Raw genomic sequence first — 13,513 nt, 5'->3', positions numbered from 1 at the left:
AATTAGCGCCATCGCAGGCTCTGAACACCCAGAGCGATGTGGACTTTATTTGGAGGAACTCTCGTGACCTACATAATTGCTCAGCCGTGTGTTGATATCAAAGATAAGTCTTGTATCGAGGAATGCCCGGTTGATTGCATCTATGAAGGTAACCGCATGCTTTACATCCAACCCGACGAATGCGTCGACTGCGGAGCGTGCGAACCAGTGTGCCCAGTAGAGGCGATTTACTACGAAGATGATGTTCCATCACAGTGGAAAGATTTCTCAAAGGTAAATACCGAGTTCTTCGTAGAACTAGGTTCACCAGGTGGAGCGGCCAAGGTTGGCCTGACTAATAGCGACCACCCAAATGTGGTTTCGCTTCCTCCTAAAGAATAATTCCCAAGAGACGCTAGTTCGCTTAACTCACCGAAAAAACGATGCGTCAAAAACTGCCGGATTTCCCGTGGGATGCCCTCGCCCCATATTCTGAAATCGCACGTCAACATCCAGATGGTGCGATAGATCTTTCACAAGGAACGCCAGTTGATGCAACACCGCAACTTATTCAAAGCGCACTTAAAGAAAGTTCTGATTCGCCGCGCTATCCCGTAACCGCCGGAACAAAAGAGTTACAAGAGGCTATTCGCAATTGGGCGATCAACCACTTAGGTGCAACGGGAGATTTTGATGTACTTCCGGTTATCGGATCTAAAGAGTTAGTAGCTTGGCTACCAACGCTTTTGCAAAGCCAGAAAGTTATCTATCCAGATATCGCATATCCAACTTATTTAGTTGGAGCGTTACTTGCGCAATCGGAACCTATTGCAGTTGGAATTGATGCGGCAGATTGGCCGAGCGCGGATTTTGCATGGGTAAATACACCATCTAATCCAACTGGGCGCGTTCACTCTGAATCCGAACTTCGCGAAACGATTAAATGGGCGCGTAAGCAGGGTGCAACGCTGGTTTGCGATGAGTGTTATATCGACTTCGGAGATTCCACTACTCCCTCATCTCTTTTAAAATACACAGATGGAGATAACTCAAATATTTTGGTGGTTCATTCCCTATCTAAACGCTCTTCTATGGCTGGCTATCGTGGAGCGTTTTTGGTTGGTGATGCAAAACTGATTTCGCAAATTCGAGAAGTCCGCAAACATGCCGGCATGATGGTTCCGTTGCCAATTCAGAACGCAATGGTGGCAGCGCTAAGTGATGAGACCCATGTAGTTGAGCAACGCAATCGCTATAACGCCCGACGCGCTGCGCTCTCCCCAGCGCTGATTGAAGCTGGATTTAAAATTGAAGAATCTGCCGCCGGTTTATATATCTGGTGTACTAGGTCAGAAGATTGCTGGAAATCTGTGGAATGGCTGGCCAAATTGGGCATCGTCGCAACACCAGGCTCCTTCTATGGCGCTCTCGGTGCTTCACATATCCGAATCGCAATGACGGCGACAGATAAGCAGATATCCGATGCTGCACAGCGCATTAAAGCGGCGATTTAAATGGCAATCGGAATTCTTTTAGTTGGTGGATTTGGCACTCGCCTGAAGCCGTTGACAAATCAAACTCCAAAACCAATGTTGCCAGTGGGAGGCCTGCCAGTAACAGAGCACCAACTTCTTGCGGCGAAGAAAGCTGGGATCACAACGGTAATTCTGGCTACTTCATATCTTTCTGAAGTTTTTATCCCTTACTTTGGGGATGGCTCAAAATGGGGAATGCAACTTAAATATGCCGTTGAAAAAGAACCTTTAGGTACGGGCGGTGCGATTCGAAATGCTGCAGAGCTAATTGATTTAGAAGCAGCAAAAGCTGCTCATGAAGAATTTGTGATTTTTAATGGTGATGTACTTAGCCACCACAGCATTGCCACGCAGTTAGAGTTTCATCGTAAAAATAAAGCTGATGTGACCTTGCATTTGATAAATGTCGAAGATGCTCGTGCATTCGGCTGTGTTCCAACCGATAAAGACGGTCGAGTTACAGCATTTCTAGAGAAAATGGATAACCCAGTAACCAACGCCATAAATGCCGGTTGCTACGTCTTCTCATCTAGCGTAATTTCAGATATTCCACTTAATAAAGTTGTAAGTGTTGAGCGCGAAACTTTCCCGAACTTAGTAAATTCAGGGCGCCCGGTGTTTGGATATAGCGAGCAGTCTTACTGGCTTGATATCGGAACCCCGGCGGCGCTATTTAAGGGCTCTCGTGATTTAGTAAATGGCGCTTTTGCAGCGGGGAAGGGCACCACTTTTGGTCCCGACAGCTTGGCAACTGGTGGTTCGAGTATCGGAGCTAATTGCGATATCGGTCAGGGTGTAACTATTGATAACTCGATCATCGGTGATGGCGTAAAGATCGGTGATGGCGCGCAGATTCGCGATTCATTTATTCTCCACGGCAGTGATGTTCAATATGGTGCGCAGATCGTCTCTAGATACTTATCTCCGAGTGAAAATTTGGAAATATCACCTACTTAAGTCGATAAATCACCGAAAAAGTGGTGGATTTGGCGGCAATTTTTGAGAAATGTGCAGATTTTCAAGCCTCAACCTCGGGATCGCACTTGACTAAACGGGATTACAAGCGTGTAATTCGTTCTAGAGAAGCCGACCTCATCACGAGGCTGGCTGCGAAGGTCTTGAGGAGATTAGTCGATGCCGATTCGTCCAGAAGCAACACCCACTGGCAATCCAACAGCCCCTACTGCTGGCCCATCAATTAAATTAGCAAACGGAGAGAACCTAGAGCTCTCTTGGCAAGAACGCGCACTCTGCGCACAAACAGATCCAGAAGCATTCTTTCCGGAAAAGGGTGGCTCAACTCGCGAAGCAAAGCGCGTCTGCCTCTCTTGCGATGTTCGTCAAGAATGTTTGGAATACGCGCTCGCACACGATGAGCGTTTTGGAATCTGGGGTGGACTCTCCGAACGTGAGCGTCGCCGTTTGAAGCGCCGCCCAGCGTAACTCTCATGAGTTCACATCGCGTCACCGCGATTCTGGTACTACATGATGGACAACTTTGGTTGCCAGAAGTAGTTGCCTCTTTAACTTCACAGACCCTTCCAGTTGATTCAATAGTTGCTGTTGATACAGGTTCTATCGATTCATCAGCGAAACTTGTTAAAGGCGCAAGAATTCCAGTTCTACCTATGGATCGCGATACTGGATTCGGCGAAGCAGTTGCTCATGCTGTTGCAACCCTTCCCAATTCAAATGATCCAGATCATGAATGGCTTTGGATAATTCACGACGATCTTTCAGTAGATCGGTCTGCACTTGAGAATTTAATTGCAGAAGTAGATTCTCGCCCAAACGTTGCAATGGCGGGTCCAAAACTCCTTGGTTGGCATGATCGCACTCATCTTTTGGAAATTGGTATCAGCATCGCTGCAAATGGAAATCGATGGACCGGACTTGAGCCAGCTGAATATGACCAAGGACAGCGCGATGGCGTACATGAAGTACTTGCAGTTAGCACCGCAGGAGCTTTAATTCGTAGAGATGTATTTGAACAACTTGGTGGTTTCGATCCTAATTTAGATTTATTCCGTGATGATGTCGATTTTGGTTGGCGCCTTTACTCAGCAGGTTTTGCCGCAATAGCGGTTTCGAGCGCTGTTGCATTCCATGCGGAAGCTTCTGCAAATGAGCGGCGCTCGGTCGATGTGGCCGAAGCGTTCTTGCATCGCCCACTTTTATTAGATCGCAGAAATGCCGCATATGTTCTTCTAGTTAATTCCTCGTGGTGGCGACTTCCGCTGCTCACTGTGCAATTGCTAGCCGGTGCAATATTTAGATCAATTGCCTTTCTCTTTGCAAAACTACCTGGTTATGCCGGTGATGAAATTTTGGCTGTAGGAACGCAATTTTTACATCCTGCCGAACTAGTTCGCGCCCGAAAGATAAGAAAGTTGCAACGCCTTGTTCCTTCAGGCATCGCGCTGAGATTTATTCCTTCTAGATGGTCGCAACTGCGAATGGCTGCTTCGCGTTCGGCAGAGTGGATTCGTGAGCAGATATTCCCAAGTGAGATTACCGAAGTCCGAAATCCATCTCTGCTTGATGAGAATTTAGATGAAGAAGATTTGCTTACTCCCGCTAACAGTCGCAGTTGGACAACGCTCTTAAAGCGTCCACTAATCGCTGCCTCCCTATTCTTATTTGTTCTGACGCTCTTCTGGTCAAGATTTAGATTAGGTTCTATCTCTGGCGGCGCCTTACCCGAACAACCTTCTGGTGTAAGTGCGCTCTGGAATACCTATTTCAGCGGTTGGCACTCCATCGCTATGGGCACATCCGCATCAGCCCCTACATGGATGGCTTTTCTTGCGATTGCCGCAACTCCTTTCTTTGGAAACGTTAACTTTTTTATTGCAGCGCTCTTCTTCCTGGCGCCAGTATTGCTGGCGCTAACCGGACATCACTTCTTAAAAGAGTTCTCAACAAATAGATGGCTCACCACATCTGGCGCCGTTCTATATGCCCTTTCACCGGTTGCCATTTCAGCAATTAACTCTGGTCGCTTGAGCACCTTAATCGTCTTGCTGCTTCTGCCACTGCTGGCGATCGCCGCTCGAGGCTGGTTTGAAATAGAAGAATTCTCTTGGCGCAAGGTTTTTGCACTTTCTCTACTCGTCTCGATCATCTTTGCATTTTCTCCATTTATCTTTATTTTAGGAATTGCACTTACTGGTTTTTCGATTTATCGCGACTACATTGATAGCAACAGCGGAATAAATCTCGTCTTATTCAACGCTCGTCTCTATCGCCGTCTTGCGCTGACATTTACGCCATTTCTCATCTGCGCACCCTGGAGTTTCGAGTTAATCTTCAATCCAAATAGATTTTTATTGGATTCGGGCTTCTTATTGCAAGGAAGCGGCCCGAACTTCTCCCTAGTGGGCAACCCGGGTGGCCCTGGCTCTCTACCGTGGTACCTAATTAGTCCACTCACCTTGGTACTAGCAATTTCGCTTTTCTCATCCACCCGTGCGCGCTTTATCGCTGAAATTGGATTTGTATCTCTCTTGATTTCAATTCTTTTCAGCACCATCTCGATAACCGGCAACGGCACCAATATTGCAACTCAGCTTTATCCCGGCACGCTCATGACAATCACAACAATGACAGCAATCGCCTCCGCAATTGCCGTATCTGACAAGTTGCGAGAAAGGCTTAAAGCAACTCATGTGAATTTCCGTCACATCTCAGCTGCGGTAATGCTCGCTGCGACCGCCACGTATGCACTCTCTTCAACTCTTTGGGTAGCAACAACTGCGGGTTCTGCGCCTCTGCAAAGCGGTCGCGAGATAGTCCTTCCTCCATTCTTAGCGGTTGAAAAAGATGCCAAGACAATGGTTATTAGACCGCGCACAGTAGGTGAAGATGTATCACTTAACTTTTATTTGGCGCGTGGTGGCGATGCAATGCTTGGCGACCCAGATATTGCACCATCAAATCGTGAACAAATCACCAATGCTGTACTTGAGCTTGCCGATGGAAGTGGGCTAACTTCTAGTTCAACATTTGCGTTAAATGGAATCAAGTATCTATTCCTTAAAAATCCGACCGATGAAAACTTAGTTCGCATTATCGATGGCTTAGGAGGATTCACTAGAGCCTCATCTACAAATGCAGGAATTGTCTGGAAGATTTCTGCAAACACTGGCACGGTTTTATTTACAAATCTTGCTGGCAAGGCAACTGTTCTTCCAGTAAGTCAAAATGAATTTGAAGTAACGGTGCCAGAGCCAGGTACCTTAACTCTTACTGAAAATTATGCTCAAGGCTGGCGAGCGATGCAGGAAGGCCAGCGATTGGATCGAAATCGCAGCGTGGATAACTTGCCAGTCTTTGAAGTATTGCAACCAGGGCCAGTCATCTTCCTTTACGACGGAACCTTGCGTCGTGCGTTAGTTTCTCTAGAGTTAATCATCTTTATCACCGTCGTGGTCTTGGCACTTCCCGCCGGGCGTCGTCGTCGCGAAATTGAAGATTCGGAGCTGGCATGAAGATCACGCGCCCATTAGCTTTGGCATCTGGCCTAATTTTAGTTGTAGCGCTTTCCAACGCTGTAGATGTCACGGTCTCTGATGGAAAATTCTCTTCAAATTACCCAGCCGTTGTCTGTCCATCAACGCCAAGCGGTTTAACCACAGCGATATCTCTACCTTCATCAAAGAGCCAGATACGTTCCACAGGAACAAAATCTCTTTCATTTATTCCGGCACAAACTCTCCGCTACATGCAGAGTAAAGCGCCAATAATTTTAGAATCACAAGGTGCAACGCCAGTTGTATGGCAGATTAGAAAAGGAGTTTGGGCTGGCTCCACTATTTGCTCTTCCTTGCAGAGCGAGCAATGGTTTGTTGGTGGGGCCGCTGATGTAACAAGTAAGGGAAAGCTGATCCTGGTTAACAGCGGATTAAGCGCTGCAATCGTAGATATTGAAGTTTGGAATGAAATCGGAGCGCAACCAACCAAGGCAATCACCATTAAGGCAAACTCATATCTCGAAGTTGGAGTTGATTCACTTTCTCCAGGTTCACAATCTCTCGTGATCAAGACAATCACACGAGCGGGTCGAGTTACGAGTTATATGATCGATGAACGCGGACGTGGGTTACGCGCTCTTGGTGGCGACATAGTTAATTTTGCGCCAAAGGCAAGTAAAGAGGTATTTATCCCTGCCATTCCACACACGGTCCGTAAAGTCGGCTCAAAATCAGTTGAGTTACCTCACACTCTACGTATCTTGGCGCCTGGTGAAATAGATGCTCGCATTACCGTCTCTGTCTACTCGACCGATGGATCATTTATTCCTGCAGGGCTAGAAGGCAAAGTTATCAAGAGCGGATCGGTAGCGACTTTAGATTTAAATCCGAATTTACCAGCGAGCAAATTTGGAATCAGAATTTCTTCCGATGAGCCGATAGTTGCTTCAGTTTTTTCACAGACAATTTCTGAAGGTAAATCAGACTTTATCTGGAGCACCGCAGCTGCCGAATTGACCCAATCCAACTTTTCAGTGGCCGGTCTTGCACCACAATTAATCTTTATTGGAGCGAAAGTTAAAGCCGAGCTTGTACTTCTCTTCAATAATGGAAAACGTAAAACCGTTCGCGTTAATGGGGAAGATATCGCCGCAGTAAGGATTCCAGATGGGGTTCGCTCGATATCAATAACCGAAGCAGGAAAAGGAATTTATGGCGCAGGGCTGGTTGCAACCAAGAGCGGCTATGGATATTTCCCACTTACAGCAGGAAGCGTTCTGACTAAATCATCAGTTCCAATGTCGAATATTCGCGTCTTAACTCCCTGACAATCCCAGTTTTTTTGCTACCCAACCACTAGCCTTAGCGTCATGAGTAAGTTGGCGCGCACAGGGCGCAGTTGTTCGCGGGTAAGTTGCCGAAGCATGGCTTCGATGACGCTTACTTATATTTATGCGGACTCAACAGCAGTGCTTGGCCCACTGGCTACTTATTCAGAACCACATTCATATGATCTCTGCGAAGCACATGGAAAGCGCCTAACCGTTCCTAATGGTTGGACAGTAATCAAGGAAGAGTCTTCGCAGGCAGGCCTTGGACCATCCGAAGATGATCTGATGGCAATTGCAGATGCAGTCCGTGAAGTTGCTGCAAACCATGAGTCGATGCAAGATCAAAACGGGGATCCTGTTACAACCGATAACGCATCACTTGGACGGCGCGGACACTTACGCGCAGTCCCGTCTTAGATTCTTGCTACTTCTCCGGATTAATTAGCGAAGGAAGAGAAAATTCCAATATTTAAAGCTTATGACATTCGCGGATTAGTTGATGTTGAAATAACCGCTGACTTTACATTTGCAACAGGAGTTGCCTTTGCCAGATTCCTGCAACAAGAACGTGAACCCGGAACAGTTGTTATCGGCGAAGATATGCGCCCTTCATCACCATTATTCGCCGATGCTTTTTCAGCAGGAGTGACCTCGCAAGGTTTAGATGTAATCCGTATCGGGTTGGCATCTACCGACATGCTCTATTTTGCAGCAGGCAAACTCAATTTCCCTGGGGCGATGTTTACCGCCAGCCATAATCCAGCCGAATACAACGGGATCAAACTCTGCTTAAGTGGAGCCCGCCCAATAGGAAAAGAGTCGGGGCTCTTAACTATTGAGCGATTTGTAAGTGAAGGATCTCCAATTGATTTTCGAAGCGTAGGTAAAGAGTCAGAGCAGGATTTACTTTCTTCATATGTAGATCATCTACTTTCATTGGTTGATCTATCAGAGATCCGCCCGCTAAAGGTGGTCATTGATGCTGGAAACGGAATGGCTGGACACACCGCTCCAGCGGTCTTTGACCGACTTAACTGCGAAGTAATTCCGATGTATTTTGAGTTAGATGGCACATTCCCAAACCATGAAGCCAATCCAATAGATCCCAAGAATTTGAAAGATTTGCAGAAGGCGGTTAAAAAACATAAGGCAGATATCGGATTAGCATTTGATGGCGATGCCGACCGATGCTTCTTAGTCGATGAAAACGGAGATTTGGTAAATCCATCTACTCTCACGGCTTTAATTGCAGATCGTGAATTAAAGAAATATCCAGGATCAAATATTATTTACAATTTAATTTCTTCCCGAGCAGTCGTTGAAATTGTTGAAGAAAAAGGCGGGAAGGCTATTCGTTCGCGCGTTGGCCATTCTTATATAAAGCAATTAATGGCAGATACCGGAGCAGTTTTTGGCGGAGAGCATTCTGGACATTTCTACTTCAAAGATTTTTGGAGAGCAGATTCTGGAATGTTGGCAGCACTCCACGCCATTGCAGCTCTCGGCGAAGCGAAGGGTTCACTTTCGACTCTTCTTAAACCTTATTCAAGATATATCTCTAGTGGCGAAATCAATTCTGAAGTCGCAGATGCAAACGCTGCGATGAAGCACGTTGAAGAGATTTATCTCAAGAAAGATGGCGTAGCAGCCGATCACCTTGATGGGCTGACGATAAGTGGCGATACCTGGTGGTTTAACCTACGTGCGTCAAATACTGAGCCCCTCCTTCGACTCAACGTTGAGGCTTCCACGGAAGCCCGTATGAAAAAGGTTCGAGATGATGTACTTAACATGATCCGTGGCGACCTAGACATCCTCGTATTAATCCCTTAACTAGTACGCTATGCCTATAGCCGACTAGCACAGTAGAGCCCTACGCCGAAGGTCAAGCGAAAAAACAGCCGTTTAAACTAGGGAGATATATTTCAATGACACCTGTAACAACAATTCCAAAACACGATATCGCAGATGCATCTCTTGCAGCCGAGGGCCGCAAGCGCATCGAATGGGCAGAACGCAATATGCCAGTACTTGCTCAGATTCGTGAGCGCTTTGAAAAGTCACAACCATTTGCAGGCGTACGTATCTCTGCATGTATGCATGTGACAACAGAGACCGCAAACTTGATGCGCGTACTTAAGGCCGGCGGTGCAGAGATCGCACTTTGCGCCTCAAACCCACTTTCAACACAAGATGACACCGCAGCAGCGCTAGTACACGAATACGGAATCTCTGTATTTGCTCGCAATGCAGTTGACCGCGATGGTTACTACTCACATATCAACGCAGCGCTAGATATCGAACCTCACCAAGTATTCGATGATGGTTGCGATCTCGTAAACACTCTTCACACAACTCGCAAGGAACTTCTTCCTAACATTGCTGGCGGCTGCGAAGAGACAACAACAGGCGTGATTCGTCTTAACCAAATGGCCAAAGATGGCGCACTCACATTCCCAATGATCGCTGTCAACGACACCGACACCAAGCACATGTTCGATAACCGTTACGGAACTGGTCAATCAACACTTGATGCAGTCTTCCGCGCTACAAACTTCCTGCTTGCAGGACGCGTAGTAGTTGTCGCTGGATTTGGATATTGCGGCAAGGGCGTTGCAGAACGCGCTAAAGGTATGGGCGCCGATGTAGTTGTTACTGAAATCGATCCAACCAAGGCGCTAGATGCGATGATGCAAGGCTTCCGCGTGATGCCTATGGTCGAAGCTGCAAAGCTTGGCGATGTCTTCATCACCGTTACAGGAAACCGCGATGTACTTCGTGATGAGCACTTTGCTGTAATGAAAGATGGCGCAATCATGGCTAACTCAGGCCACTTTGATATCGAAATCGATGTTGCTTGGCTTGAGCAGAACGCTAAGAAGAAGAATGCGAAGATGCGTCACCAAACTGACGAATACGTTCTTGCAGATGGACGCCGTCTATTGCTTCTTGCAGAAGGTCGCCTAGTTAACCTAGGAGCAGCAGAAGGACACCCAGCATCAGTCATGGATATGTCATTCTCTGATCAAGCGCTAACTGCTGAATACCTAGTTAAGGAAGCGAAGAATCTTCCTGCTGGTGTTCATAACGTTCCAACTTATATCGATAAGGAAGTTGCCAGCTTGAAGTTGATTTCGATGGGTGGCCGTATCGACACGCTAACTCCTGCACAAGATATGTACCTCAACTCTTGGGAGCACGGTAGCTAATGACTTTGGTTATGGTCGTCGATGACGACCAAGACCTGGCAGAGATGCTCGGCATCGTATTAACTGGTGCCGGCATCGATGTCGATCTCGTAAGTCGTGGTGACGAGGTTCTGGAGGTATTTAGAAACAATCCTCCAGATCTCGTACTGCTAGATGTAATGCTTCCTGGTTTAGATGGAATTGAAGTTTGTAAGTTAATTCGCGCCGAATCCATGGTGCCGATTGTTATGTTGAGCGCAAAAGGTGACTCACATGATGTCGTGCGCGGACTTGAAGCTGGTGCAGATGATTACATGGTTAAGCCATTTCGCCATCCTTCCGAATTAATCGCTCGTATTCGCACGCGCTTGCGTCGCACAAATGCAGACATCTCTGGGCTACTCGTAATCGGTGATCTTTCAATTGATGTTACAGCCCATGAAGTAAGCAGAGCCGGAAAGAAGATTGCGCTAACTCGTTTGGAATTCGATCTATTAGTTGCCTTAGCTAAAGAGCCGGGTCGCGTCTTTACACGCGATGCGCTGTTAGGTGAGGTTTGGGGCTATCGCCACTCAACGGATACTCGTCTTGTAAATGTCCATGTGCAGCGCCTGCGTTCCAAGGTTGAGCATGATCCAGAGCACCCACACATCATCATGACTGTGCGCGGAGTTGGATATAAAGCAGGAGTCTTGGGCGGTTCCTAGTATGAACCGAAATATTTTTTCCTTCAGAAATTCACTTGCCTCTAAGGTAATTTTCTCAACGGTTCTTCTATCACTCGGTGTTGTGTGGCTGACTGGCTCAGCGCTTTATTCCCAGCTATCTGATGGCGTTAAGCAGGTTAATTTAGAGACCTCACTTGCCGAAGCTCGCTCATCCTTCTTCAATGCGCAATATGAATTTCTCTTGGTAAAGGGTGCAAACACCAAGATCATCACCGAGACAGTTCAAGAGATAATTATTTCTTCGACCGAAGTAAGCCTTAACCAAGATCGAAAATCTATCTTTCTCAGTCGCTTCGGTCAGAGCGCAGACCCATTAGGTACTGAAATAGCGCCCGATTACAGCACTGCAACAGATGAGTTAGATATCTCATCGTTTCCCACCGAGCTCAGACAACGCGTTCGTGCCAGTGACATAGTTGAATACAAGTACGCAACAGTAAAATATAAAAACCGCGCAGATGCCAATGTCTTGATCGCAGGTCGACGAATTGCGATTCCTGACTCCGGCAACTACGAGATGTACTTGGTTTACTCACTGACCAATCAAAATACAACTCTTTCGCTAATCAAGAGTTCTTTGCTATTTACCGGCTTGGCGCTGCTATTCCTGATCGGCTTAATTACTTGGTTGGTAGTAAGGCAAGTTGTCCGACCGGTTAGAGAAGCTGCCCGCATTGCCCAACAATTTACGGAAGGCGATTTTTCACAGCGTATGAAGGTGGAAAGCTCTGACGAAATTGCCACATTGGGTACGGCATTTAATGAGATGGCTCTCTCGCTGGAATCACAGATCACACGTTTGGAAAACTTATCTCGCGTACAGCAGAGATTTGTTTCAGATGTTTCGCACGAACTTCGTACTCCGCTAACCACCCTTCGTATGGCATCGGAAGTTATCTACAGTGCGAAGGCTAGCTTTGATCCAAATATCGCACGGAGTTCTGAACTGCTGGTTGCCCAACTTGATCGCTTTGAGAAGTTACTTGAAGACTTGTTAGAAGTTAGTCGATTTGATGCAGAAGTAGCGGTGCTTGAACCAGTTGAATTCGACTTGGTAAGGCTGATCGAGAGATGTATTGAAGATGTCCGAGCCAACGCCCATGACCACACTATTTCTGTGGAAATTGACCACGAAACCGAGCAGGTAATGGTGCGAGCAGATTTTCGACGCGTTGAGCGCATAATGCGAAACTTACTTTCAAATGCTCTCGATCACGCAGATGAGAAACCAATTCATGTTTCAGTAGTTGCAACGGCAACCGAAGTTGGAGTTGGAGTTAGAGATTTTGGTCCTGGAATGGACCCTGCAGCACTCTCACGAGTCTTCGATCGCTTCTGGCGCGCTGATCCATCTCGAGCGCGCGTGCGCGGTGGCACAGGACTTGGTCTTTCAATTGCGCTCGAAGATGCGCGCTTACACAATGGAGAACTCGATGCTTGGGGAGCGCTCGGCCAGGGAGCTCACTTCGTTCTTACACTTCCGCTAATCGCAGGATCTCAGATTTCGGGTAGACCAATACGTCCGCAACCGAAAGATTATCCTCAACCAATTTAATCTGAGTTCCCCTCCTTATCTTTGGAGCAATACTCCTGCGGTGTTTAACCTCACCGAAATTATCTTTCCTTCCCGTTGTATTGGTTGTTCCAGGCTAGGAATTTCGATCTGCTCTGAATGTCGCAAACATTGGCACCCGCATCTTTATAAACGAGCGATAAATTGGCGCGGCGAGATCTTCCCAGTCTTCTCTGCTATCCAATATTCACCGATCGCTTCACGTGTCTTGTTAAGCGCAAAGGAATCGCGAATCAAAGCGGCAGATCAATTAATTATTAATGGAATAGTTCACTCACTTAAACTATTTGTAAATCGTCACGGCCCTGCAACTCTGATACCTATACCTTCGAGAAAATCGGCTAATCGCAAACGTGGCAGGAATTTCTTGCACGAGATTACAACGCAGGTCGCACTTGAAGTGGGGCTACCTCACCAATCTCCATTGACACATATTCGTAAAGTCAGAGATCAATCTCAGTTAAATCTCGTGGATAGATCAGAGAATATTTCTGGGGCGCTTTCAATTTCACCTGATTTCACCACTCAAATTTGCGCAGGGAATACTGGACCTAAGATTATTGTTATTGATGATCTGATCACCACTGGGGCCACCCTGGCCGAGGCGATCCGGGCCTTGCGTACTGCAGGCTTTACCGTGCTTGGCGCGGTAACAAGTTGTACGGCTAAACCCCTACGATAAGGGGTCTAGATTTGTAGGCATTGGG

The 13,513-nt window shown here is 46.9% G+C and carries 12 protein-coding genes; all 12 read left to right on the top strand.

The genetic code is table 11. The features are described from left to right. The first annotated feature begins 63 nt into the window (after nucleotides 1-63). A complete protein-coding gene (fdxA, locus tag A1sIIB60_RS05195) occupies nucleotides 64-381 on the top strand; it encodes a ferredoxin (RefSeq protein WP_095671419.1) in 318 nt (105 codons plus the stop codon). A 41-nt stretch (nucleotides 382-422) separates the two neighbouring features. Continuing rightward, the gene (gene dapC, locus A1sIIB60_RS05190; protein ID WP_095689383.1) at nucleotides 423-1,493 is read left to right on the top strand and encodes a succinyldiaminopimelate transaminase; all 1,071 of its coding nucleotides are present in this window, start codon (nucleotides 423-425) and stop codon (nucleotides 1,491-1,493) included. Next, nucleotides 1,494-2,471 (top strand): nucleotidyltransferase family protein, encoded by a 978-nt coding sequence (locus A1sIIB60_RS05185; protein WP_095689382.1) that lies wholly within the window; start codon nucleotides 1,494-1,496, stop codon nucleotides 2,469-2,471. Between the two features lie 177 nt (nucleotides 2,472-2,648). Then, a complete protein-coding gene (locus tag A1sIIB60_RS05180; protein WP_223298661.1) occupies nucleotides 2,649-2,957 on the top strand; it encodes a WhiB family transcriptional regulator in 309 nt (102 codons plus the stop codon). 5 nt (nucleotides 2,958-2,962) lie between these two features. Then, nucleotides 2,963-6,004 carry a glycosyltransferase family 2 protein gene (locus tag A1sIIB60_RS05175; RefSeq protein WP_095689381.1) on the top strand — a complete coding sequence of 1,014 codons (3,042 nt, stop codon included), beginning with the start codon at nucleotides 2,963-2,965 and terminating at the stop codon, nucleotides 6,002-6,004. Further along, the gene (locus A1sIIB60_RS05170; protein ID WP_095689380.1) at nucleotides 6,001-7,314 is read left to right on the top strand and encodes a DUF5719 family protein; all 1,314 of its coding nucleotides are present in this window, start codon (nucleotides 6,001-6,003) and stop codon (nucleotides 7,312-7,314) included. The genes A1sIIB60_RS05175 and A1sIIB60_RS05170 overlap by 4 nt, the downstream gene beginning before the upstream one ends. A 42-nt stretch (nucleotides 7,315-7,356) precedes the next feature. Beyond that, nucleotides 7,357-7,734 (top strand): DUF3499 domain-containing protein, encoded by a 378-nt coding sequence (locus A1sIIB60_RS05165; protein WP_095677589.1) that lies wholly within the window; start codon nucleotides 7,357-7,359, stop codon nucleotides 7,732-7,734. Nucleotides 7,735-7,776: 42 nt separating this feature from the next. Then, the gene (locus A1sIIB60_RS05160) at nucleotides 7,777-9,150 is read left to right on the top strand and encodes a phosphomannomutase/phosphoglucomutase (protein WP_095689379.1); all 1,374 of its coding nucleotides are present in this window, start codon (nucleotides 7,777-7,779) and stop codon (nucleotides 9,148-9,150) included. A 95-nt stretch (nucleotides 9,151-9,245) separates the two neighbouring features. Beyond that, the gene (ahcY, locus tag A1sIIB60_RS05155; RefSeq protein WP_095677587.1) at nucleotides 9,246-10,526 is read left to right on the top strand and encodes an adenosylhomocysteinase; all 1,281 of its coding nucleotides are present in this window, start codon (nucleotides 9,246-9,248) and stop codon (nucleotides 10,524-10,526) included. Beyond that, nucleotides 10,526-11,212: an MtrAB system response regulator MtrA gene (gene mtrA / locus A1sIIB60_RS05150; protein ID WP_095671412.1), complete on the top strand. Its 687-nt coding sequence runs from the start codon at nucleotides 10,526-10,528 to the stop codon at nucleotides 11,210-11,212. The genes ahcY and mtrA overlap by 1 nt, the downstream gene beginning before the upstream one ends. Before the next feature lies 1 nt (nucleotide 11,213). Beyond that, nucleotides 11,214-12,788, top strand: coding sequence for an MtrAB system histidine kinase MtrB (gene mtrB / locus A1sIIB60_RS05145; RefSeq protein WP_095689378.1), 1,575 nt, complete (start codon nucleotides 11,214-11,216; stop codon nucleotides 12,786-12,788). Between the two features lie 40 nt (nucleotides 12,789-12,828). Continuing rightward, nucleotides 12,829-13,488: a ComF family protein gene (locus tag A1sIIB60_RS05140; protein ID WP_190279196.1), complete on the top strand. Its 660-nt coding sequence runs from the start codon at nucleotides 12,829-12,831 to the stop codon at nucleotides 13,486-13,488. The last annotated feature ends 25 nt before the right edge of the window (nucleotides 13,489-13,513 follow it).

Origin of the sequence: Candidatus Planktophila lacus, from assembly GCF_002288385.1 — a bacterium.
Lineage (GTDB): Bacteria > Actinomycetota > Actinomycetes > Nanopelagicales > Nanopelagicaceae > Planktophila > Planktophila lacus_D.
Note: the sequence above shows the minus strand (reverse complement) of the source record. Positions and strands in the feature narration are given on the sequence as shown.

Coding starts and splice junctions, on each gene's coding strand:
- dapC (WP_095689383.1), top strand. CDS start 423: ATGCGTCAAAAACTGCCGGATTTCCCGTGGGATGCCCTCGCCCCATAT.
- A1sIIB60_RS05185 (WP_095689382.1), top strand. CDS start 1,494: ATGGCAATCGGAATTCTTTTAGTTGGTGGATTTGGCACTCGCCTGAAG.
- A1sIIB60_RS05180 (WP_223298661.1), top strand. CDS start 2,649: ATGCCGATTCGTCCAGAAGCAACACCCACTGGCAATCCAACAGCCCCT.
- A1sIIB60_RS05175 (WP_095689381.1), top strand. CDS start 2,963: ATGAGTTCACATCGCGTCACCGCGATTCTGGTACTACATGATGGACAA.
- A1sIIB60_RS05170 (WP_095689380.1), top strand. CDS start 6,001: ATGAAGATCACGCGCCCATTAGCTTTGGCATCTGGCCTAATTTTAGTT.
- A1sIIB60_RS05165 (WP_095677589.1), top strand. CDS start 7,357: ATGAGTAAGTTGGCGCGCACAGGGCGCAGTTGTTCGCGGGTAAGTTGC.
- ahcY (WP_095677587.1), top strand. CDS start 9,246: ATGACACCTGTAACAACAATTCCAAAACACGATATCGCAGATGCATCT.
- mtrA (WP_095671412.1), top strand. CDS start 10,526: ATGACTTTGGTTATGGTCGTCGATGACGACCAAGACCTGGCAGAGATG.
- mtrB (WP_095689378.1), top strand. CDS start 11,214: ATGAACCGAAATATTTTTTCCTTCAGAAATTCACTTGCCTCTAAGGTA.